Source organism: Chitinophaga oryzae (assembly GCF_012516375.2).
Taxonomy (GTDB): Bacteria; Bacteroidota; Bacteroidia; order Chitinophagales; family Chitinophagaceae; genus Chitinophaga; species Chitinophaga oryzae.
In genome coordinates, this window is sequence record NZ_CP051204.2 from 3,405,896 (window position 1) to 3,426,774 (window position 20,879).

Genomic DNA, 20,879 nt, shown 5'->3' on the forward strand with positions numbered 1-20,879 from the left:
ACCTTTGCAGGTATAAAATTTAGCTAAGATGAACACCTATTTATTGAGTTTACTGACGCACATTATCGGGCTGGCCATGGTGGCAGGCATTGTACTGGCAGGATTTCTGGCAAATCGCCGTTTCTGGAAAATTTATGCTACTGACAGAACAAGAGCGGTGGCTATCCTCGACCTGACGGCCCGTTTTCCTGTAGCAATGGGTATTGGCATGTTGCTGTTGTTGGTATCGGGTACTATTATGATGGCTCAGGTGCACGGCGTCTATGGAGAACAGCTCTGGTTCAGGATTAAGATGGTCATGTTTCTGCTGGTGATCGTCAACGGGATAATGGGAAGAAGGCTGGGGCTGAAGATGAAGCCGGTATTACAGTCCGCCGCTTCCAATGAAAATATCGGTATTTCGCTGGAGCCGCTGAAAGCGCGGCTGAACCTGTTCTATATCCTGCAGCTGTTATTGTTGCTGGCGATCTTCTCCTGCGGTGTGCTGAAATTCACCTGAGTGTCAGGGGCGTTACTTTGCCATGGCGCTATCTATCCAGGCAATAACGGCCTGTTGTTGTGCAGGCGTCCATATAGCCTCCCGGTGTATGAGCGTATAGGATGACAGTGGCATTTCGCCTTCGGCAATCTGTTCTTTCATCTCCTTAAGTTTATGCGCCTGGCGTTTGGGCGTATATTTACCATACTCATGAAAGTTCAGTTCTCTTTTACCTTCCTGTACATGGTTGTCGAGCCACCAGGCCACCGGCTGGATTTCCGCATACCATGGATAGTTCGTGTAGTTACTGTGACAGTCGTAACAGGCTTGTTGTAGGAGAGTATGAATGCTGTCCGGTATGGAGATTACCTTGCTGATGTCAGCTGTTTGATCATTCCCCTGGTTTTTAACAGGCCGGAAAAGCTGTATACCGGCGAAAATGAGCAACAATGCACCCGCGATCAATTTGCCTTTTTTCATAGCTATTTATCCCGGGGCAAAAAAGCCCCGGGATGGTTCAAATATAAAGAAATAAGCTGACTTGTTTATGGTTTTCCTGTGTCGATCATTTCCTTTACCGACCCGCAGTCAGCCATTTTAGTTCCCATATAAGGGTTCTTTACGGTGACGGATTCGCTGAGCCAGTAGGCGCCCTTATTCTGATCGTACATGGGACAATGCGTGCGGTATAGCGGTTGGCCGCCCCCGAAAGCTTTTACCAGTTCATACATATCATCGCTCATCATCACGAAATGCTCCCGCTGGTGAGCGATATTGCCCACGTTTTTGCGGATATGATCGGCATGTTCTTTCAGATCTTCTTCGTTGTTGTCATAGATTTTCTTCTGATCTGCCGTTAAGCGGGAAGCGTCCACCTGTGCCAGTGCGGCGCTCATGGATTGTCCGGCTTTGCCCGCGGCGGCATCGTCGTCAGCGGCGAGGCTGTTTTTCAGTTGCAGGTAACCGTCCACCAGGCCTTTCATGGCTGTGGCGATGGCCGGGTCCACATCGGTGAACTGCGGCTGTACGGTGGTGACATCTGCAGCGGCGGCCGGTGCTGCATCGTGATGATGTGCGGCGGCGGTGCTGTCGGTATGGCTGCCCTCATGGCTGGCAGGCTGGTTGTTGCAGGCGGCGAAGGCCAGTGTGGTGACAGTCAGGGTGGTGATGATGATCGTCTTCATGCGTATACGTTAGGTGTTATTGAATCGTTTCTTTTACTTCTCCGCAGGTGAGCATCTGGTCGCCGAAGTAGGGGTTCTGAATGCCTTTTTCGGTGCTAAGCCAGTAGCCGCCTTTGTCATTGAGCGCCATCGGGCAGAAGTCAACGTACAGGGTGCCGCTGCTCACGCCCGATTTTTTCACCAGTGCGATCAGGTCGTTGCTGAGCGATGCATAGGCGGTACGCTGCGCTTCAATATCTGCTGCGGCTACGATGGCGGCGGCGGTGCTGGCGGTTTGTGCGCCGCCGGTGAGGTCTTTGGCGCCCACCTCGATGGCGTTGGCGGCGATGCGGGCAGCGCCGGCGTCCCCTTTCACGAGGGCTTCGGACAGCTGCTGGTATTGCTGGTATACGGCGTTGAGCTGATCATCTTTCAGCTGCAGGGCCGCTGGCTGTGCTGTGGCAGCGGCAGCCGGTTCCGGCTGATGCTGATGGGACGAATCGGCATTGCTGCCGGTGGAAGCGCTGTTACCGCAGGCGGCCAGCAGGAGAGCGGAGAGTACGGGTATGCCCGCTTTTACGAATGATGTCATGCTGATGATTTTTTATGATTAACAGTTGATTGTTTAATGTTGATGACCGGCTGCCGCTGCCAGCGGGTCTGCCCCTTTTTTCAGGATATATTCGCTGTACAGCAGGTAGGCGCCGGTGACCACTACTTTATCGCCTGCGGCGAGACCGTCTGCGATTTCTACGGCGTCGTAATTCTCCATGCCGGTGGTGACCATGCGCGGCTCAAATTTGCCTTTGCTCTTTTCGATCCATACGTGGGTGCCTTTGCCATCACGGATAACGGCATCTACCGGTAACGTCAGTATGTCGTTTTTACTTTTGACGGGCAGCAGGATGCTGGCCTGTTGTCCGGGCTGCCAGCGGTTGTCCGGGTTGGGGATAGTGCCGCGCAGCTGCATCAGCTGGCTGCCGCTCTGCAGGGCCGGGTTGATGAACTGCACCGTCATCTGCTGCGGTTCCTGCTCCCAGCCGGCCACCATCACTTTTACGGTCTGTCCTGGTTTAACGGCTTCGGCTTCTGCGGGATACAGGTCCGCTTCCACCCATAACTGCTGATACCCTTCCAGGCGCATCACAGGGCCACCTTCGGCCACATACTGTCCTTCGGTGACTGACAGCTCGGAGACGATGCCGCTCTGGGTGGCAGGATAAGTTACATAAGGATTTACTTTCCCGGATTGCAGCAGCTGCTGAATAGCGGCATCCGACTGGTCGTACAGCGTCAGCTTCTGGCGGGCGCCTTTTTCGATCTGCGCAAAGCGGGCGTCCTCGGGGAACTGCCGTGCCTGTGCGGCTGCCAGCAGGTATTCCTGCTGTAGGGCTGCCAGTTGCTCGGAGTAGATGCGGTACAGCGGTTGTCCTTTGGTGACTTTCACGCCTGTCTCCCGTACGTAGAGCACTTCCACGCGTCCCGGTACGCGGCTGGAGATAACGTTGGTCTTCTCCGGATCGATGGCCAGCCGGCCGTTCAGCTGTTTGAAGCCGGCCAGGTTACCCGCGCCGATGGTCATGGTGGTGATATTGGCAAGGGCTATCTGGCTGTTGTCCAGCGTGAGGGAATGGTCTTTGTTGTTCTTGTCGAACGGTACCAGGTCCATAGCGCAGATAGGGCAGGTGCCGGGTTTGTTCTGCACGATCTGCGGGTGCATGGGGCAGGTAAACGTTTGTTGCGGACCTGTCTGTGCAGCGGGCTTGCCGGTCTCCTTGCAGGCGGCCAGCAATACGGCAGGCGCCACGGTTACCAGCATTATGTTGCGTAAGAAATGTTTTCTTTCCATAATCTAAGGTTGTGTTTTGATAAAACTTTCGCTGTCCACCAGGTAGGCGGCATTGGAAGCCACTTCCCAGTCGCCGATAGCTGTCGTTACCTGTACTATGCCACCTACGGCGGCGCCGGTTTCTACAGCCACGGGCGTAAAGGCGCCGTTGGTTTTACGGAATACGAGCGACTGGTTGCCGGAGCGGTACACGGCTTTGGCCGGCAGCCACCAGCCTTCGCGGTACACCAGCGGTATGCTGGCGGTGAGCAGCTGTCCGGCGCGGAAATGGTGCGCGCCCAGGTACACCCTTACCAGCGTGAAGTTCTGGCCGTTGCGGTATACCGGCTCTATCAGCCCGATGCTGCCGGGCTGCATAGCGTTTTTATCATGCACCGGGTAAAACAGCAGACGTTGCTGCGGTTTTATCTTCGCTGCCAGCGCAACTGGGAACGCGAATTCCGCCACGAGGTTGTCTGCCTGGTAGATGGTGAAGAGCGACTGCCCTGCGCTTACATATTGCCCTTCGCGCAGCATTACGGGCGTATTGGCCGGCGCTGCGGGCGTAGCGGCTGCAGGAGCGCTGGCGCCACCACCGCCGCCCATGTTGCCCATACCGTCGCCTGCAGGCGCTGCTGCCGTGCTGGTGGGAGCCATGGCGGCCGGTGCTGCGGCGCTGCCCTGTTCCAGGATATAGCCGTTGGCGTTACTATATACCGGGATACGGTAAAGGATACGCCCCGTCTTCAGCACCTGTTCTACCTGCCCGGACTGCATGCCCAGCAGCTGCAAACGCTGCCTGGCGGCGTCCAGCAACGGGCCGCCCTGCCTGGCCACGAGCAACAGCTCCCGCTGTGCAGCAGCCAGCTCGGGAGAATAAATCTCCATGATCAGCTGCCCTTTGCTGACCGGCTGGTAGTTGTATTTGATCAGCAGCCTTTCGATGCGGCCGCCTACACGACTGGCGATGCTGGTCTGCCGGCGGGTATCATAGGTAATGACACCGCTCACCTCGGAAGTATGGATGCGGGTGCCGCTGCTGGCTTTGATCACCGGGATGGTGGCGATCACGCGGGCATTGACCGGCTGCGTCAGCGCGGTAATGCTGCTGTCCGGCGTTTGTGCGTGCCCGGTAGCATGTGTCTGCGCCGGCTTACGCTGGCAGGCGGCGAGCGTCAGCAACGCGACGGCTGTCACAGACAGGATATTGATATTAACGATATAGCTGTTTCTCATAATCCACGATCATTTCATAGAGTTTCAGTTTTTCGTCCAGAATATTGGACTGCATCATGGTCAGCGCTTCCCAGGCGTCGATGACAGCGGAGAGCGACTGTTTGTTTTCCTGGTAGTTCAGGAAGCCGGCATCCAGCGTCTGGCGCAGGGAAGGCACGATCTTGTCTTCCATGGCGGTGATGCGCTGCTGCATGGACCGGATCTCGTACTGCATGCCGTACAGCATACCCTGTGTCTCCTGTAACATGGCAGCTTTCTCTTTTTCCATGGCCGCTACGCTGTATTCCATGGACTTGATGCCTGACTTGTACATTTTGGAAGCCCACGGCACAATAGGGATGCTCACCATGCCCATAGCGCTGAAAGCCTTTGGCATCATGCTGCCCAGCGGCTGCATATGGTCGAAGCGTATCCTGAAATCCGGCTTCTTGTCCCGCTTCATGGCTTCGACGTTGAGCTGCATGGAGCGGATGCTTTCATTCATCTTCACCACGTCCTGCCGCACGGCTGCCAGGGAGGCGGTATCGTAAGACGATGCCTGTTCAAAGACAGGCTGAAAAGTGGTATCGATATCGAAAGACTGGTTACCGGGCGCGTTCATGAGGCTGTTGAGCCAGGAGCGCGCTTTGGCGATGGTGCCTTCCTGCATGCGGATCATGTTGCGGTTGTCTTCCAGCTTGGCGGCGGTTTTGTACACGCCGCTGAGCTGTGACTGGTTGTAGGGAAACCGCACCTCTTCGATCTTTTGCATGGTCTGCATGATTTTTTCATTTTCCTGCAGTACGCGGATTTTCTGCTGCGCTACGATCCAGGTATAGTACAGGCGTTTGGCCTGCGCCTTCAGTTCGTTGAGCGTAATGCCGCGGGTAGCCATTTCCACGTTGCCTTGTGAAGCGATGTAGCGTTTCTTTGCGGACAGTTTGGCCGGATTGGGAATGTCCTGTTCCAGCTGCAGCATCAGGCTGCCTTTGTCGCGGTCGTCCATCAGCGTCTGGCCGGGATAGGGCGTCATAAAGGTGCCGGCGCCCACCATGGGGGCCATCCAGGCGGTGGCTGCCTCGGCGCTGTGGCGGTAGCTTTCCGCTTTCAGGCCGTAGGATTGCAGCAGCACGTTGTTACTGTCTATTTTCTCCAGGATGCTTTGCAGCGACAATACCGGCGCGTGTTGCGCAGTGGCGGCAGATGTCACCAAAGACATCACCAGCATAAAAAAACCGGTTACGATCTTTGCGCCTTTGCTGCTTCGCGCCTTTGCGTGCAAATCCTTTGCGTGCTTATATTTAGTGATGTACTTCATGGATCTCCAGTTTTCCGTGCTTACGCAATTCATATTCTTTTGTCATGAGGAAGATCAGCGGTGTCACCAGCAGGATATGCGTGGAGGAGGTGAGCACGCCGCCGATCATGGGCAGTACGATGGGCTGCATCACATCGGTGCCTACGCCGTTGGCCCACAGAACGGGCACCAGCCCGAAGAGAGACACGCAGACGGTCATCAGTTTGGGACGGAGCCTTTTGGCGGCGCCGTAGATAACATGTGTCCGCAGGTCTTCCCGGGTGATGGTTTCGGAACTGTTACCTTTCTGTTTCACCAGCTGCTGCATGGCGTCGTTGAGGTAGATGACCATCACGATGCCCGTTTCCACCGCGATGCCGAAGAGGGCGATGAAGCCTACGGCTACCGCCACGGACAGGTTTACGCCCCAGAAATAGATCATATAGGCGCCGCCGATAAGGGCGAAAGGCACGGTGATGAGGCTCAGGAAAGCTTCGCGGACAGAGTGGAAGGCGAAGTAGAGCGAGAAGAATATGATGACCAGTACCACCGGCGCAATCCATAATAATGTCTGCTGGCCGCGGATGAGGTTTTCATACTGGCCGCTCCATTCCAGGTAGTAGCCTTGCGGCAGGATGCCTTGTGCCTGTCCCATTTTTTTGATGGCCTCCTGTACGGTGCTGCCGAGGTCGCGGCCACGCACGTTGAACAGTACGGCGCCACGCAGCATGGCATTGTCGGAGGTGATCATGGGCGGACCGTCGGTGAATTTCACGTCGGCTACGGCGGACAAGGGTACTTCGCCGGTGGAGGCAGACATGATCGGGATGCGGCGGATGCGCTCTACGCTGTTGCGGTAGTCCTGCGCCAGCCGCACGCTAATGGAGAAACGTTGCCGCCCTTCGATGGTGTTACCGATAGGAGCGCCGCCCAGGGCGGTTTCCACGGTCTGGTTCACATCGTCGACATTGAGGCCGTAGCGGGCCAGGTCGGCGCGGCGAACGGTGATATCGAGGTATTTGCCGCCGGTAACGGGTTCTACATACAGGTCGGTGATACCGGGCGTGCCTTCCAGCGCTTTCCTTACTTTCTCAGAAACGGCGGCGATGGTGTCCAGCTGCTGGCCGTACACTTTCACGCCCACGTCTGTACGAATACCGGTAGCCAGCATGTTGATGCGGTTGATGATGGGCTGTGTCCATCCGTTCACCACGCCGGGTATCTGCAGCTTTTTATCCAGCTCGTCGATGATGTCTTTCTTCGTTTTGCCTTCCCGCCATTGTGATTTAGGCTTCAGCATGATAATCGTCTCGATCATGCTGATGGGGAGTTGTCGGTAGCGGTGCTGGCGCGGCCGGCCTTGCCCAGTACTTTCTCCACTTCCGGTACGGATTTGATGATTTTGTCCTGTACCTGCAGGATACGTTTGGCTTCTGCGTTGGAGATATCGGGAAGGGTCACCGGCATGAACAGGATGCTCTGCTCGTCCAGCGGCGGCATAAATTCACTGCCCAGGCTTTTCAGCAGGGGAATGGTGATCACCAGGGCGATCACATTGATGGCGATAGTGGTCTTGCGCCATTTTAATACGCCTTTGATAATGGGTTCGTATATGCGCTCCAGTATGCGGTTGACCGGGTTGGCATTGTCCGGCCGGAATTTACCTTTCATGAAGAAGGAGATCAGGACCGGCGCCAGCGTGATCACCAGCAGGGCGTCCATGATCATGATAAATGTTTTCGTATAGGCCAGCGGGTGGAACAGTTTCCCTTCCTGCCCGGTGAGCATAAACACCGGCAGAAAAGAGGTGATGATGATGATGGTAGCGAAAAACACGCCGCGCGACACCTGTTTGCTGGATTGCTCGATCACTTTCAGCCGTTCCTCTTCGCTGATCCACTGTGGTGTTTTTTTGAATATTTTTTTCAGCCAGTTCATGTTATTTGTTTTTTTGTTGTTCCTGCCAGCTGGCGTACCGTTCGGACAGATGTTTATAGGCGTTTTCACTCATGATGATCCCGTTGTCCACGATCACGCCGATGGCCAGTGCGATACCGGTGAGCGACATGATATTGGAGGAGATGCCGAAGGCGTTGAGCAGCAGGAAGCTGGCGGCCAGGGTGATAGGTATCTGTATGATGATGCTGAGGGCGCTGCGCCAGTGGAACAGGAAGATGATCACCACCACAGACACCACGATCATCTCTTCGATCAGCGTGTGCCGGATGGAGTCTACGGATTCTTTGATCAGTTCCCCGCGGTCGTACACGATATCGAACTTCACGTTTTCGGGGAGACCTTTGGCCACTTCTTTCATTTTGGCTTTCACGCGATCGATCACTTCCGCAGCATTTTCGCCGTAGCGCATCACCACGATGCCGCCTACACGTTCTCCTTCGCCGTCCTGGTCGAAGATGCCGAGGCGTGTTTCACCGGTCATCTGCACGGTGGCCACGTCGGCCACGCGTATCGGGATGCTGTTCTGTGTTTTGACGGGGATGTCGGCAATTTCTTCGGCCGATTTCAGGTAGCCGGAGGTCTTGATGATGTAACCGATGTCGCTGATTTCAAATTTGCGGCCGCCGGACTCGTTGTTGTTGGTCCGGACGGCGTTGATCACTTCCGGTACGGAAAGGCGGTAGTATAGCAGTTTGTTGGGATCTACGGTGATCTGGTATTGTTTCTGGAAGCCGCCGAAGGAGGCGATTTCGCTGACGCCTTCCACATTTTGCAGGGCGAATTTAACGTACCAGTCCTGCAACGCCCGTTGTTCGCCGAGATCCATCTGCGGGGCGTCGAGCGTATACCAGAGTATATGGCCTACGCCGGTGCCGTCGGGGCCCAGCTGCGGCGAAACGCCGGCGGGCAGGGTACGGGACACGGTGCTGAGCCTTTCCAGCACTCTTTCGCGGGCCCAGTAGATGTCCACATCATCATGGAAGATGACATAGATAAAGCTCATGCCGAACATGGAGGAGCCGCGCACATATTTGATTTTGGGCAGTCCCTGGAGGTTGGTCACCAGCGGATAGGTGATCTGGTCTTCTATCAGCTGCGGGCCGCGGCCCATCCATTCGGTGAATACGATCACCTGGTTCTCCGACAGGTCGGGGATGGCGTCGATAGGATTTTTTTTGACGGCATAGATGCCCCAGGCAAACAGGGCGGTGGCCAGTACCAGCACAATGAAGCGGTTGCGCAGCGACCATTCGATAATTCGATGTACCATATATGTTAATTCAATGGGTACCAGAAGATAACAGAAACCACTGCGGGCACAAGGTCTGTCGGGGACTGCATACCGCCGGCGGTGGTGTATAACGGCACAGGCTACACGTCGCACGGAGGAGTCAGTTATCTCCCGGAAAAAACAGAAATAAAAAGGGCGGTAAATCAGGAACGGCAGGCTTGCCATTCTGCGGAAAGGGGTATCACACGCGGAAAATACAATGCAGGATATAGGGCTGTACTTTACTGCTGTAAGGTGGTGCATGGCTCACCGGATGCGCAGTCGCCAGCGGCACTATTTTAGCAGGCGGCAGCAGTACATAGCTCACAGGTACGTCCGCTACAGGCATCTGCAGGAAATGAAGGGCGTGAGCGGTCACTTTCTGGTCTTTCTCCAGCTTGACGGTCTTATGCTCATCTTTGCAGCATTTTTTAGGGCATCCCTTGCTCAGGTCTGTCTCACAGTGGCTGCATTTTTTGTTGTCCCCATGCCACAGCGCTATCTTTACCAGCTTGCCCATGCAGTAGTGCATGTGGAACGTGGCCCCGGTGGAGGTGCCAACGTACAGCAGCAGTAAAACGAGTGTGAGGACTTTCTTCATGCGGACAAAAGTAGCCGTAAGTAGCGGAATGTTTGTTATATAATTTTAAGTTCTTTTATATTTTTTTGTGATGATGTCCCTGCTGCTCCCTGATCGCGGGCTTTTTTGTACCTTGTAACCATATCGCGCGTACTATGGATGCTAAATCGGATATTCTGGAATACCTCAACGCTCATTTCCCTGCGCTGGACAACGCGCTGAAAGCACATCTGTCGGAGATAGGGGTCTTACAGGCAGTGCCTGCCGGTACGGTGCTGATGCAGCAGGGCCAGTACATTAAATACACGGTACTGGTGCTGGAAGGCAGGATCAAATTGTACCGGGAAGGGGAAGATATAGGCGAATTTTTTATGTATTACCTGGAGCCGGGCGACGCCTGCGCCATTTCTATGGTATGCGTGGCCTCCGGTAAAGCGAGCGAGGTGATGGCCAAAGCCGTGGAAGACTCCGTGGTGCTGATGATACCTGTACGGTATATGGAAGCGCTGATGAAAGATTACAAAAGCTGGTACCAGTTTGTGATCGAATCTTACCGCCGCCGCTTCGAAGAGGTGCTGAGCGTATTGGACAGCACCGTATTTAAAAACATGGACGAGCGTCTTTTGTCCTACATCCGTTCCCAGGCCACCAAACTGGGCACCCTGGAATTGAAATTAACCCACCAGGAGATCGCCACTGATCTCAACTCGTCCCGGGAAGTCGTTTCCCGTTTGCTGAAAAAACTGGAACAGAAAGGCATTGTCAAACTCAACAGGAATTCTATAGAAGTATTGCCTGTGTAACCTAAGTCACAGAGTTTGCTTTGGGAGGTCCGTACTTTTGTATGGATAGTAAAGCAAATATGTAACAGATGGAAATTATAGGTTATATCGCTGCGGCGTTGATTGGCGTATCGCTGGGCCTCATAGGCGGCGGCGGGTCTGTGCTGACCCTGCCGGTGCTGGTGTATCTCTTCGGTATTACACCGGCGGCCGCTACTTCCTACTCGCTGTTCATCGTAGGCGCCACCAGCCTGGTGGGCGCGGTGGGCAGCTACCGGAAACAACGTGTGAATGTGCCGGTGGCGTTATTGTTTGGCATACCCTCTATTGCAGCGGTATGGATGACGAGGCGTTATGTGATGCCGGTCCTGCCGGCTGAACTTTTCAGCATCGGCGGATGGATGGTCACCCGGGAACTGGCGGTCATGCTGCTGTTTGCAGGCCTGATGCTGCTGGCGTCTTTCTCTATGATCCTGGGGCGCACCAAAGAGCCGCAAACGGCCAGGCCGATGACCCCTTCCGGAAAAGTACGGCTGGCGCTCTATGGCACGCTGATCGGCTTTGTAACGGGCCTGCTGGGCGCCGGCGGCGGATTTATGATCATCCCGGCGCTGATCATGATGGCCGGCCTGCCCATGAAAACGGCGGTAGGCACCTCCCTGATGATCATGGCCATGAGTACGCTGATTGGTTTTATGGGTGATACCGGGCACGCAGGCATCAACTGGCTGCTGCTGCTGACATTGACGGGTATTGCCGTGGCCGGGGTGATAGCCGGCGGGCTGCTTTCCCGGAGGATACCAGGGGAGAAGCTGAAGCGTGGTTTCGGCTGGTTTGTACTGGCCATGGGCGTTTACATCATTCTGCTGGAAACAGTGCTGAAATAAGAAAAGGCTTGTGTAACAATTGTCACCATGTTCGTGAACGTATTGCCACACCTTTGTAATCGTAATATAAACACACATATTAAATGACGATCCTTGAATTTTTACAACAACCCTGGCCCTGGTATATCGCAGGCCCGCTGATCGGGCTTACCGTGCCGGTGTTGCTGCTGGTGGGCAACAAATCTTTTGGTATCAGTTCTTCGCTGCGGCATATCTGTGCGGCGTGCATACCGGCAAAAGTGCCCTTCTTTCAGTACGACTGGAAGAAAGAGGCCTGGAACCTTCTTTTCGTAGGGGGCATCCTGTTAGGCGGTATCATCGCCGGTACGCTGCTGGCCAATCCGGCGCCGGTGGCGGTAAATCCCAAACTGGTGACTGACCTGGCTCAATATGGCATTACGGATTTTCACTCGCTGGTACCCGGTCAGCTGTTCAACTGGCCCGCGCTCTTATCCGTCCGTGGTCTGCTGATGATGGTCGGCGGTGGTTTCCTGGTGGGCTTCGGCACCCGTTACGCCGGTGGTTGCACCAGCGGTCACGCCATCATGGGGCTTTCCACCCTGCAATGGCCTTCACTGGTAGCCACCATCTGTTTTATGATCGGCGGCTTTGTGATGGCTAACCTGATACTGCCTTTTATTCTTTCATTGTAATGCTGACTTTTTTATGAATACATGGTTTAGTCAATTAAAATACCTGGTGATCGGCACTTTGTTCGGAATCATTTTTGTGAAAGCGGAAGTGATCAGCTGGTTCCGTATCCAGGAAATGTTCCGGCTGCAGTCCTTCCATATGTATGGGGTGATCGGTAGTGCAGTCGTGGTGGGTATGTTATCGGTGTGGCTCATCAAAAAATATAATATCAAAACGCTGGAGGGAGAAACAGTAGTGTTTCATCCTAAAAAATTCAACAAAGGACAAATCTATGGTGGTTTAATATTCGGCCTGGGCTGGGCTGTTACAGGCGCTTGCCCCGGGCCGCTGTTCGCCCAGATTGGTGTAGGCGCCACCGTAGTCGCCGTCACTTTGCTGAGCGCCATCGCCGGCACCTGGGTGTATGGCCGTTTCCGTGATCAATTACCACATTAAAAATATATAGCTATGGAGATCAGACAATTTGAAGATAAGGGACTGTCCCATTATTCCTATGCAGTGTACAGCGAAAAGGCAGGAGCAGTGATACTGATAGACCCTGCCAGGGATGTAACGCCTTATGTGGAGTTCGCGGCAGCCAGGAACGCTAAAATCACCGGCGTGATAGAGACGCATCCGCATGCCGATTTTGTGAGCAGCCACCTGGAGCTGCATCAGGCCACCGGGGCTACCATCTACTGTTCCGCGCTGGTAGGCGCCGCCTATCCGCATACGGCTTTCGATGAAGGACATACTATACAAACAGGGGAGCTGACATTCAAAGCCCTGAATACGCCGGGCCATTCGCCGGACAGCATCAGCATTGTGCTGGAAGAAAAAGGCGTGGTGAAAGCGGTATTCACCGGCGATACGCTGTTCATCGGCGACTGCGGCCGGCCGGACCTGCGCGAGAAAGCAGGTAACCTGACCGCTACCCGTGCCGACCTGGCAAAACAAATGTATCATTCCCTGCGGGAGAAGTTGATGACCCTGCCGGACAATACGCAGGTGTATCCTGCCCATGGCGCCGGTACGCTGTGCGGTAAATCGCTGAGTGAAGCCAATCACAGCACCATCGGTGCGGAAAAACTGACCAACTGGAGTTTACAGGACTACACAGAAGACGCTTTTGTGGCGGAGCTGTTGTCCCAGCAGCCCTATATCCCGAAATACTTCCCGTATGACGTGGACATCAACCGGAAAGGGGCGCCAGCGCTGGCAACCGCGCTGGAAGAGGTGCCGGTGGTTACAACCGGCGCTGCTTTGAAAGGCGATGTGCTGCTGGTGGATACACGTCCGGCCGCCGCTTTTAAACAAAGTCATTTACCGCACGCCATCAATCTGCAGCTGAACGGTAAGTTTGAAACGTGGCTGGGCAGCGTAGTGACGCCGGGAGAAGCGTTTTACCTGATAGCCGCAGATATGGCACAGTTAAAGGAAGCGCTGCGCAGAGCGGCCAGCATCGGCTATGAAAGCATGATACGCGGCGGAACGGTGTATTCCGGCGGCTCCGAGACAATGGACCCTGTACCGCTGGACCAGCTCCGCGCGCATCCCGAACAGTTCACGATCATAGACGTGCGCATGGACAGCGAAACGAAGGCGGGCGCTTTACTGCCCGGCTCCATGGCCATTCCGCTGGACCAGTTACGGGAACGGATACACGAAATACCATTGGAGAAACCGATCGTCGTGCATTGCGCCGGCGGTTACCGCAGCGCGGCAGGCAGCAGCATCGTGGCCGACGCACTGAAGGAAAAAACGCCGGTGTACGACCTCGGCGAAGACATCAAAACGTTTTAATGTTAACGAATATATATCCGTATGCGGCCTGGTTTTCCAGGCCGCTTTTTTTATGGGAGGTATCTGGTATTTTTACAGATTTATATCAGGATTGTACAGCAAAAAGAGGCGGCGGGAGGCTTACATTTGTCATAAATTAATTCGACAGCCATGGAAGCAATCATATTAAAAGGCGCAGGAGATGTTGACCAACTCGTACATACCACCTTACCGGAACCGGAGATCGCAGCCGGCGAAGTGCTGGTACAGGTAAAAGCCATCAGCATTAACCCGGTAGACATAAAGACCCGTAGCGGTAAAGGAATGTTCACCAAACTGCAGGCAGAAGACCCGCTCATCCTGGGGTGGGATATTTCCGGGGTTGTTACCGCGTCTCATTCTCCGTTGTTCAAAGCGGGAGACGAGGTATTCGGCATGGTCAATTTCCCCGGCCATGGTAAAGCGTACGCTGAATATGTAGCGGCGCCGGCGGAGCAACTGGCGCATAAACCGGCCGGCATTTCCCACGAGGAAGCCGCAGCGGCCACACTGGCGGCGTTGACAGCGCTACAGGCTTTCGCAAGCACCACTATTCATCCCGGTGACAAAGTATTGATACATGCCGCTGCCGGCGGCGTGGGGCATTACGCGGTACAGCTGGCAAAAGCGGCAGGCGCCTACGTGATCGGTACCGCTTCTGCGGCCAACCGTGATTTTGTGCTGGGGCTCGGGGCAGATGAGCATTTCGATTACAAATCAGCCCCGTTTGAAGATCGTTATCATGACCTGGACTTCGTATTGGACACCATGGGCGGCGATTACATTGACCGTTCCCTGAGAACGCTGCGGCCGCAGGGCACCATCATCAGCCTGCCCAGCGGACTACGTGAGGCGGTGGGAGAGAAGGCCGCCGCTCAGCATAAAAACGGTTATTTTATCATGGTGGCGTCCAGCGGAAAAGATATGCGGCTGCTGGCAGACTTGCTGGAGCGCGGCAGACTCACCTCTCATGTATCCGCCACTTACCCGTTTGCCGATATGGCGAAAGCCCATCAGCAGATCGCCAGCGGCAGCACCCGCGGTAAAGTGGTTGTGATTCCGTAACTCATATCTGGTGATGGCCCGGCAGGATCATCAGTTTCGGAATGCGCACATGTGAGGGCTGTTCCATAATAAACTTCACCGTACGGACGATATCCTCTACCGTGAGCGGATCATGGATGCCCATACTTTCCCTGGGATGCACGGCCCAGTCCTTGTGCAGTTCCGTCATCACCAGTCCGGGTTCTATACAGGAGATGTTGATGGCGGTACCTGCCAGCTCCATCCGCAGCGCTTCGGACAGCGCTTCCATGGCAAACTTGGTGGCGGCATAAGCGCCGGCCGTGGGCCGCACTTTTGTTCCCATCACGCTCGACAGGTTGATCACATGTCCGGAGCCCTGCGCCTTAAAACGTTTCAATACCAGGTAAGTCAGCCTGAAAGTCGCTTCCACGTTCAGGCGTATCATGGCCGACATCTTATCGATATCAATGCTTTCAACCGGGCCCGCTTCAATGCTGCCGGCACAGTTAAAGAGATAATCGCAGCGGCCGTAAGTGTCAAAAACAGTATTGACCACCTGCTCCTGGAAGCCGGGATCGGTAAGGTCGCCGGCCATCATCGTCACATTGGCGGCATCCAGTTCCTGCAGCCGCTCCTGCCGGCGGGCGGTAATTACTACGGTGTGGCCCTCTGCTGCCAGCGCGCGGGCGATCGCATAACCGATACCACTGCTGGCGCCGGTGATAAGACAGATCTTTGGTTGTTGGCTGTTTGTCATCTGTATCAAAAATAGGTTCCCCAAAATAGTCATTTATGGCGGCATATGCCCCTGTATTTGTCGTATTGACACCGCGCACGGCTGCGGCAGTATTTGTAAGTTTGCAGTACAATCTAACGACGATGGGAACTAAATTCACAACTACCGACGAATACCTGGCCACGCTGCCGGAAACCAGCATCGATAAGGCGCAGGAGATCCGCGAAATTATCCGCAAAGCGGCGCCCAAAGCCACGGAAGTGATTAGTTATAACATACCGGCGTTTAAACTGAATAAGGTGCTGGTATGGTTTGCCGGCTATAAAAGTCATATCGGCTTTTATCCCGGCGGCGCCGCTATCGAAATTTTCCAGGACGACCTGACTGCTTACAAGACTTCGAAAGGCGCTATCCAGTTCCCGGTAGACAAACCGCTACCGGCAGCGCTGATCAGAAAGATTGTGAAGTATAGGGTGAAAGCACTGGCGGAGTAACTAACGATGCCGGACTTGTATGCTAATTCCCCTGATCGTGGTGTCACGGTAGGGTGGTTGCCCTTTATGAACAGATGCGGTATATTTTTCCAGTATCACTGCTGAGTCGTTTGCTTTCCAATAAACGCTGTCTAAATAATAAACCGCCACAGCAGGCGATTTTTCTGTTGCCGTTAAAGTGTCAGTAGCTTTTATTATGGTAACCAGACAGGCATGGTCGCCGTCCCAGGCGCCTTGCTGATGCTGATAGAACAACAGACATTTACTGCTGTCGGGAGAATAACTCCTCGATAATTCCTCCACAGGTCCGACAGGCGTGATATTACAGGCTGCCAGGAAAACAAAACAAAGAGACAGTGGGAACAATTGCTTTGTTTGCACAGAGGTATTTTGCCTGGATCTAAGCCGGAAATATTTGCCGTTGCACATGATATTAAAATTAACTATCCCCTTTGCGTCGATTCCCTTTCTATCAGCTTCCCTGGCAGCACTACTTCCTCCGCTACAAAATTCTTCTTCCTGATATGATTCAGTAGCAGCTGGCAACTTACCCTGCCGATCTCATAGGCTGGTTCTGCTATGGTGCTGAGCGAAGGGGAGATGATCGCCGAAACCGGGTCGTTGGTAAAGCCGATCACACCTACATCTTTACCCGGAATAATTTTCTTTTCTTTCATGGCCAGCATGGCGCCGACAGCCTTACGGTCGTTGACCGCAAAAATGGCGTCCGGTTTAGACCGCAGCTGCCATAGCTGCTGAAAGTCCTGGTACCCGCTATCCTGTGCGAAGCCGGAATGAATGATCCATGATTCCTGCACCGGCAGTTTATGTTTGCGCAATGCATCCAGGTATCCCTGTAGCCGGTTAGCCGTGAAGGTTAATCCCTGTGGCCCTGCCAGGTGCGCAATGCGGCGGTACCCTTTGGCGATCAGGTGTTCTGTGGCTTCAAAAGCGCCGTTGTAATCGTCCTGCATCACTTTGCTGGTCCTGACATGTTCGGCCACACGGTCAAAAAACACGACCGGCACTCCGTCGTCGATAATTTCCTGGAAATGGTCGCAGGCGTCTGCCTGCGAGGATACAGATACCAGCATGCCGTCGAGGCTGCTGAAAGACAGGTTGCGGATGATGCTCAGCTCCCGTTCCGCATCGTCGTTGGTCACGTGCAGGATAAGGTTATAGCCATGACGGTAAGCCACTTCCTGTATACCGGTAAATACCGTGGAGAAATAGTAGTTGGTGATGGCCGGCAGTAATACGGCCAGGTTATGGGAACTGTTTTTTACCAGGCCGGTGGCATTGAAATTGGGCCGGTAATTGAGTTCTGCCGCCTTGTCCAGTACCATCCGCCGGGTTTCGGCATTCACGTCATAAGTGTCCCGCAGCGCCCGTGAAACCGTTGATACAGATATATTCAACGCCCGGGCAATATCTTTTATCGTAGCATAGTGTCGGCGCATATGCCCGAATATAAGAAATCACCGACGTTTTCGGTAACGTTACCGGTGAAATTCCGGCAAAACGTTTCGAGGCTACGTATTTTGGGGACACGTTTTAGCAACGAAACCAACCAGGAATCACTCATTAAAATTCGAGCGTATGAAGAACTGTAATTGCCGCGACCTATTCCCTTACCTGCTGCTATGTCTGTTCATGGCGCTGTCCGGCCAACTGGCAGCGCAAAATTCGCCTGTTAAAGGCACTGTCAGAGATGCTGTTTCCAAAGCGCCGCTTCCCGGCGTTACCATCACCGTTAAAGGTACCACACAGGGCGTTACCAGCAGCGCTGACGGTACTTATTCGCTCTCCGTGCCCGCCAACGCCACCCTCGTATTTTCTTTTGTGGGATATACCCGCCAGGAAATACCGGCAGGCGGCAAAACCACCATCGACGTAACGCTCAGCGAAAGCTCCTCCAGCCTCAGCGAAGTAGTCGTTACGGCACTGGGCATCGAACGCAAGACCCGCTCCCTGGGGTACGCCACCCAGCAGCTGGGCACCGAAAGCATCAATGCTGTGAAAGATCCGGGCGCTAATATTATGAATACGCTCAACGGTAAAGTGGCCGGCGCGGTGGTGACACCGGCAGCCTCCGGCCCCGGTGGCGCGGTGAGGGTAGTACTCCGCGGCAACCGCTCCATCAGTGGCAATAACAACGCCCTGATAGTGGTAGACGGCGTACCCATTGATAATACCATGAGCACAGAGACGGCCGGCGGCGGTTCCGCCAATACGGTGGCCACACAGCCTAAAGGCACCTCCAGCGGTTATTCCGGCAGCGATGGCGCGGCCAGCATCAACCCGCAGGACGTGGAATCCATCAACGTGCTGAAAGGCCCCGCTGCGGCAGCGCTCTATGGCAGCCGCGCTGCCAACGGCGCGCTGATCATCACCACCAAAAGCGGTAAAAGCGGCAAACTGGCCATGCACTACAATGGCGGCGTGTCCATCGATCAGCCCAACCTGCTCATGAAGTTCCAGAACACCTACGGCCGGGGCAACGGCGGCCAGTACGGCGCCCGTGCGGGCAACAGCTGGGGCGCGCCGGCACAGACCTACGCCAGCAACGTAAAAGGTTTCTTTAATACCGGTACGGCGGTGAACAACGCAGTCGACGTGTCCGGCGGTACCGATAAACTGAAGGGATACGCTTCCTACGCGAATAATTCCGTTACCGGCATCTATCCCAAAAACAGCCTGCAACGTAATACGCTCAACCTTCGGGTGAACGCGGAAGTACTGCCCCGCCTTACTACCGATGTGAAACTGACCTACGTAAGCCAGGATATCAAAAACAAACCCCGCGTGGGAGACCAGGGCGTGGCCAACGAGGCCTATATCATGCCCCGCGACCTCAGTCCCGATTCGCTGAGGCACTTCGAAGGAAGAGATGCCACCGGGAAACCATATCCCATTTACTGGACCAATTCTTCCACCTTCCAGAACCCATACTGGGACGTGCACCGCAACAGCGTCAACGAGTCCCGCAACCGCATCATGCTCATGGGATCTGCCAAATACCAGCTGCGCGACTGGCTCAGCGTGCAGGGAAGATATAGCCTTGACCGTTACGATGATAAAATCACCGCTTCCTACTACGACGGTACCGTGGCCTTCCCCGTACAACCGGGCGGCCGCTATCTCGAAGCATATGTCAACCACTGGGAACGTAACATGGACCTGCTGTTGTCCGGTAACAACACCCTTTCCAACAGTTTTCATATCAGCTACAACGTGGGCGGCAGCGTGCTGACAAGCCGGGGATATAACACCCAGTCCATCGCCAATGGCCTGAGCATCCCCAATCAGTTCAACCTGAACTTCGCCTCCGCGCCGGCATTCTCCAATACCACCGTCAAAAAAGAAATACAATCCGTGTATGGCAGCGCCCAGCTGGATTTTAAACAATACCTCTACCTGGACGTGAGCGCACGCAACGACTGGTCTTCCACACTGCCCAGCCCCTACAGCTACTTTTACCCGTCTGTAGGCCTGTCCGCTGTTTTGTCCGATATGATTAAAATGCCTTCCTGGGTTTCTTTCGGAAAGGTGCGTGCCTCGTATACCCAGGTGGGTAATGATGCAGACCCCTACCTGCTGCTACAGACCTATGATTACAGCATAGGCGCAGGCAACGGTTTTGTGTCCAGAAGCTTCACCAAAGCCATCAGGAACCTGAAACCGGAACAGACCAAGTCCTATGAAGCAGGACTGGAAGCGCGTTTCCTCGATGGCCGTCTCGGTGTGGACGCTACCATCTATAAAAATAATACCATCAACCAGTTGATCTATATCGGCCTGCCACAGGCCAGCGGTTTCGACAACCAGTACATCAACGCCGGTAACATCGAAAACAGGGGGGTAGAAGTGATGGTAACAGCTACGCCTGTACGTAATGATCATTTCAGCTGGAATACCACGCTGAATTATGCCACCAATAAAAACAAGGTGCTGTCGCTGGCGCCGGGCGTGGACCAGGCCGACCTGTCGCCCTCGGATAATTTTGGCAGCCTGCTGATCAAGCCGGGCGGCTCTTACGGCGATATCTACGGTTACACCTGGAGCCGCGACGAAAAAACCGGTCAGCGCATGGTGAATGCCAGCGGTCTGCCGGTGGTAACGGCCAACCAGAAACTGGGCAACTTTAATCCTGACTTTACCCTGGGCTGGGGCAACCAGCTGAAGTATAAAGACCTCTCCCTGTCATTCCTGATAGACGGCAGGGTAGGCGGTGTGCTGGTATCCGGCACCGACGCGATCCTCGCGGCTTACGGCGTGGCCGACTATACCACCCGTTTCCGCGATGGCGGCCTGGTATTGCCCGGCGTACTGCCCGACGGCTCTCCCAACAATGTGGCTATCAAGGCCGAAGATCTCTGGACGACCGTGTCACAGGGCGGCCGCAACGCTTACGGCGAGTTCTTTACTTACAGCGCCACTAACTTCCGCCTGCGGGAGCTGTCTGTCGCCTATGATTTCAAGTTGAATAATAAAGTGCTGAAATCAGCCAGGGTAGCGCTCACCGGAAGGAACCTGTTCTTCCTGTACAGGGGTAAGTCATTGCTGGATATTCCCGGCGTCGGCAAACGTACCCTCCCGGTAGACCCGGAAATGGCCATCGGCGCCAGCAACTACCAGGGCATAGAAGCCGGTCTGCTGCCTGCGGTACGCAGCTTCGGTTTCAACGTGAACGTATCTTTTTAGCCGCTA

The 20,879-nt window shown here is 54.6% G+C and carries 22 protein-coding genes; 9 read left to right on the forward strand and 13 right to left on the reverse strand.

Translation table 11 applies throughout. The features are described from left to right. The first annotated feature begins 28 nt into the window (after positions 1 to 28). Positions 29 to 499 (forward strand): hypothetical protein, encoded by a 471-nt coding sequence (locus tag HF324_RS14200; RefSeq protein ID WP_168803106.1) that lies wholly within the window; start codon positions 29 to 31, stop codon positions 497 to 499. Positions 500 to 511: 12 nt separating this feature from the next. Here HF324_RS14200 and HF324_RS14205 read toward each other — a convergent pair whose 3' ends face one another. The 10 genes from HF324_RS14205 to HF324_RS14245 form a co-directional block, all read right to left on the reverse strand. Continuing rightward, positions 512 to 958, reverse strand: coding sequence for a heme-binding domain-containing protein (locus HF324_RS14205; protein WP_168803107.1), 447 nt, complete (start codon positions 956 to 958; stop codon positions 512 to 514). A gap of 65 nt (positions 959 to 1,023) precedes the next feature. After that, positions 1,024 to 1,662 (reverse strand): DUF3347 domain-containing protein, encoded by a 639-nt coding sequence (locus HF324_RS14210; protein ID WP_168860099.1) that lies wholly within the window; start codon positions 1,660 to 1,662, stop codon positions 1,024 to 1,026. A 16-nt stretch (positions 1,663 to 1,678) separates the two neighbouring features. Further along, entirely contained in the window at positions 1,679 to 2,233 is a 555-nt protein-coding gene (locus HF324_RS14215) for a DUF3347 domain-containing protein (protein ID WP_168860100.1), read from the reverse strand. A 33-nt stretch (positions 2,234 to 2,266) separates the two neighbouring features. Beyond that, positions 2,267 to 3,490 carry an efflux RND transporter periplasmic adaptor subunit gene (locus HF324_RS14220; protein ID WP_168860101.1) on the reverse strand — a complete coding sequence of 408 codons (1,224 nt, stop codon included), beginning with the start codon at positions 3,488 to 3,490 and terminating at the stop codon, positions 2,267 to 2,269. Positions 3,491 to 3,493: 3 nt separating this feature from the next. Further along, a complete protein-coding gene (locus HF324_RS14225; RefSeq protein WP_168860102.1) occupies positions 3,494 to 4,705 on the reverse strand; it encodes an efflux RND transporter periplasmic adaptor subunit in 1,212 nt (403 codons plus the stop codon). Beyond that, a complete protein-coding gene (locus HF324_RS14230; RefSeq protein WP_220101316.1) occupies positions 4,683 to 6,002 on the reverse strand; it encodes a TolC family protein in 1,320 nt (439 codons plus the stop codon). The genes HF324_RS14225 and HF324_RS14230 overlap by 23 nt, the downstream gene beginning before the upstream one ends. After that, positions 5,986 to 7,299: an efflux RND transporter permease subunit gene (locus tag HF324_RS14235; RefSeq protein ID WP_258539524.1), complete on the reverse strand. Its 1,314-nt coding sequence runs from the start codon at positions 7,297 to 7,299 to the stop codon at positions 5,986 to 5,988. The genes HF324_RS14230 and HF324_RS14235 overlap by 17 nt, the downstream gene beginning before the upstream one ends. After that, a complete protein-coding gene (locus HF324_RS33600; protein WP_258539525.1) occupies positions 7,296 to 7,919 on the reverse strand; it encodes an efflux RND transporter permease subunit in 624 nt (207 codons plus the stop codon). Before HF324_RS33600 ends, HF324_RS14235 begins: the two co-directional genes overlap by 4 nt. 1 nt (position 7,920) lies before the next feature. Further along, positions 7,921 to 9,210 carry an efflux RND transporter permease subunit gene (locus HF324_RS14240; RefSeq protein WP_168860104.1) on the reverse strand — a complete coding sequence of 430 codons (1,290 nt, stop codon included), beginning with the start codon at positions 9,208 to 9,210 and terminating at the stop codon, positions 7,921 to 7,923. 202 nt (positions 9,211 to 9,412) lie between these two features. After that, a complete protein-coding gene (locus HF324_RS14245) occupies positions 9,413 to 9,811 on the reverse strand; it encodes an HYC_CC_PP family protein (RefSeq protein ID WP_168803115.1) in 399 nt (132 codons plus the stop codon). A gap of 134 nt (positions 9,812 to 9,945) precedes the next feature. On the opposite strand from HF324_RS14245, the gene HF324_RS14250 reads away from it, so the two are divergent. From HF324_RS14250 to HF324_RS14275, 6 genes are all read left to right on the forward strand, one after another. After that, positions 9,946 to 10,593 (forward strand): Crp/Fnr family transcriptional regulator, encoded by a 648-nt coding sequence (locus tag HF324_RS14250; RefSeq protein WP_168803116.1) that lies wholly within the window; start codon positions 9,946 to 9,948, stop codon positions 10,591 to 10,593. A gap of 68 nt (positions 10,594 to 10,661) precedes the next feature. Beyond that, positions 10,662 to 11,459, forward strand: coding sequence for a sulfite exporter TauE/SafE family protein (locus tag HF324_RS14255; protein WP_168803117.1), 798 nt, complete (start codon positions 10,662 to 10,664; stop codon positions 11,457 to 11,459). 83 nt (positions 11,460 to 11,542) lie between these two features. Further along, positions 11,543 to 12,112, forward strand: coding sequence for a YeeE/YedE family protein (locus HF324_RS14260; RefSeq protein WP_220101317.1), 570 nt, complete (start codon positions 11,543 to 11,545; stop codon positions 12,110 to 12,112). A 13-nt stretch (positions 12,113 to 12,125) separates the two neighbouring features. After that, complete coding sequence (locus HF324_RS14265; RefSeq protein ID WP_168803118.1) at positions 12,126 to 12,548, forward strand: DUF6691 family protein; 423 nt, start codon at positions 12,126 to 12,128, stop codon at positions 12,546 to 12,548. A gap of 12 nt (positions 12,549 to 12,560) precedes the next feature. Beyond that, on the forward strand, positions 12,561 to 13,895 hold the full coding sequence (locus tag HF324_RS14270; RefSeq protein WP_168860105.1) for an MBL fold metallo-hydrolase: 1,335 nt from the start codon (positions 12,561 to 12,563) through the stop codon (positions 13,893 to 13,895). Between the two features lie 150 nt (positions 13,896 to 14,045). Beyond that, a complete protein-coding gene (locus tag HF324_RS14275; RefSeq protein WP_168803120.1) occupies positions 14,046 to 14,978 on the forward strand; it encodes an NADP-dependent oxidoreductase in 933 nt (310 codons plus the stop codon). Position 14,979: 1 nt separating this feature from the next. On the opposite strand, the gene HF324_RS14280 is transcribed toward HF324_RS14275, so the two are convergent. Next, entirely contained in the window at positions 14,980 to 15,696 is a 717-nt protein-coding gene (locus tag HF324_RS14280) for an SDR family oxidoreductase (RefSeq protein ID WP_168803121.1), read from the reverse strand. Positions 15,697 to 15,818: 122 nt separating this feature from the next. On the opposite strand from HF324_RS14280, the gene HF324_RS14285 reads away from it, so the two are divergent. Beyond that, positions 15,819 to 16,169, forward strand: a complete 351-nt coding sequence (locus HF324_RS14285) for an iron chaperone (protein WP_168803122.1) — start codon at positions 15,819 to 15,821, stop codon at positions 16,167 to 16,169. Here HF324_RS14285 and HF324_RS33410 read toward each other — a convergent pair whose 3' ends face one another. Both HF324_RS33410 and HF324_RS14290 read right to left on the reverse strand, forming a co-directional pair. Further along, positions 16,170 to 16,550, reverse strand: a complete 381-nt coding sequence (locus tag HF324_RS33410) for a hypothetical protein (RefSeq protein ID WP_168860106.1) — start codon at positions 16,548 to 16,550, stop codon at positions 16,170 to 16,172. A gap of 62 nt (positions 16,551 to 16,612) precedes the next feature. Next, on the reverse strand, positions 16,613 to 17,629 hold the full coding sequence (locus HF324_RS14290) for a LacI family DNA-binding transcriptional regulator (RefSeq protein ID WP_168803124.1): 1,017 nt from the start codon (positions 17,627 to 17,629) through the stop codon (positions 16,613 to 16,615). 139 nt (positions 17,630 to 17,768) lie between these two features. On the opposite strand from HF324_RS14290, the gene HF324_RS14295 reads away from it, so the two are divergent. After that, positions 17,769 to 20,873: a SusC/RagA family TonB-linked outer membrane protein gene (locus HF324_RS14295; protein WP_168860107.1), complete on the forward strand. Its 3,105-nt coding sequence runs from the start codon at positions 17,769 to 17,771 to the stop codon at positions 20,871 to 20,873. Positions 20,874 to 20,879 lie beyond the last annotated feature (6 nt).

Excerpts from the sequence above, each read along its gene's own strand:
- HF324_RS14220 (WP_168860101.1), bottom strand. The coding sequence starts at position 3,490 with ATGGAAAGAAAACATTTCTTACGCAACATAATGCTGGTAACCGTGGCG.
- HF324_RS14235 (WP_258539524.1), bottom strand. The coding sequence starts at position 7,299 with ATGATCGAGACGATTATCATGCTGAAGCCTAAATCACAATGGCGGGAA.
- HF324_RS14265 (WP_168803118.1), top strand. The coding sequence starts at position 12,126 with ATGAATACATGGTTTAGTCAATTAAAATACCTGGTGATCGGCACTTTG.
- HF324_RS14250 (WP_168803116.1), top strand. The coding sequence starts at position 9,946 with ATGGATGCTAAATCGGATATTCTGGAATACCTCAACGCTCATTTCCCT.
- HF324_RS14270 (WP_168860105.1), top strand. The coding sequence starts at position 12,561 with ATGGAGATCAGACAATTTGAAGATAAGGGACTGTCCCATTATTCCTAT.
- HF324_RS14200 (WP_168803106.1), top strand. The coding sequence starts at position 29 with ATGAACACCTATTTATTGAGTTTACTGACGCACATTATCGGGCTGGCC.
- HF324_RS14210 (WP_168860099.1), bottom strand. The coding sequence starts at position 1,662 with ATGAAGACGATCATCATCACCACCCTGACTGTCACCACACTGGCCTTC.
- HF324_RS33600 (WP_258539525.1), bottom strand. The coding sequence starts at position 7,919 with ATGAACTGGCTGAAAAAAATATTCAAAAAAACACCACAGTGGATCAGC.
- HF324_RS14285 (WP_168803122.1), top strand. The coding sequence starts at position 15,819 with ATGGGAACTAAATTCACAACTACCGACGAATACCTGGCCACGCTGCCG.
- HF324_RS14290 (WP_168803124.1), bottom strand. The coding sequence starts at position 17,629 with ATGCGCCGACACTATGCTACGATAAAAGATATTGCCCGGGCGTTGAAT.
- HF324_RS14240 (WP_168860104.1), bottom strand. The coding sequence starts at position 9,210 with ATGGTACATCGAATTATCGAATGGTCGCTGCGCAACCGCTTCATTGTG.
- HF324_RS14245 (WP_168803115.1), bottom strand. The coding sequence starts at position 9,811 with ATGAAGAAAGTCCTCACACTCGTTTTACTGCTGCTGTACGTTGGCACC.
- HF324_RS14295 (WP_168860107.1), top strand. The coding sequence starts at position 17,769 with ATGAAGAACTGTAATTGCCGCGACCTATTCCCTTACCTGCTGCTATGT.
- HF324_RS14260 (WP_220101317.1), top strand. The coding sequence starts at position 11,543 with ATGACGATCCTTGAATTTTTACAACAACCCTGGCCCTGGTATATCGCA.
- HF324_RS14215 (WP_168860100.1), bottom strand. The coding sequence starts at position 2,233 with ATGACATCATTCGTAAAAGCGGGCATACCCGTACTCTCCGCTCTCCTG.
- HF324_RS14255 (WP_168803117.1), top strand. The coding sequence starts at position 10,662 with ATGGAAATTATAGGTTATATCGCTGCGGCGTTGATTGGCGTATCGCTG.
- HF324_RS14275 (WP_168803120.1), top strand. The coding sequence starts at position 14,046 with ATGGAAGCAATCATATTAAAAGGCGCAGGAGATGTTGACCAACTCGTA.
- HF324_RS14225 (WP_168860102.1), bottom strand. The coding sequence starts at position 4,705 with ATGAGAAACAGCTATATCGTTAATATCAATATCCTGTCTGTGACAGCC.
- HF324_RS14230 (WP_220101316.1), bottom strand. The coding sequence starts at position 6,002 with ATGAAGTACATCACTAAATATAAGCACGCAAAGGATTTGCACGCAAAG.
- HF324_RS14205 (WP_168803107.1), bottom strand. The coding sequence starts at position 958 with ATGAAAAAAGGCAAATTGATCGCGGGTGCATTGTTGCTCATTTTCGCC.
- HF324_RS14280 (WP_168803121.1), bottom strand. The coding sequence starts at position 15,696 with ATGACAAACAGCCAACAACCAAAGATCTGTCTTATCACCGGCGCCAGC.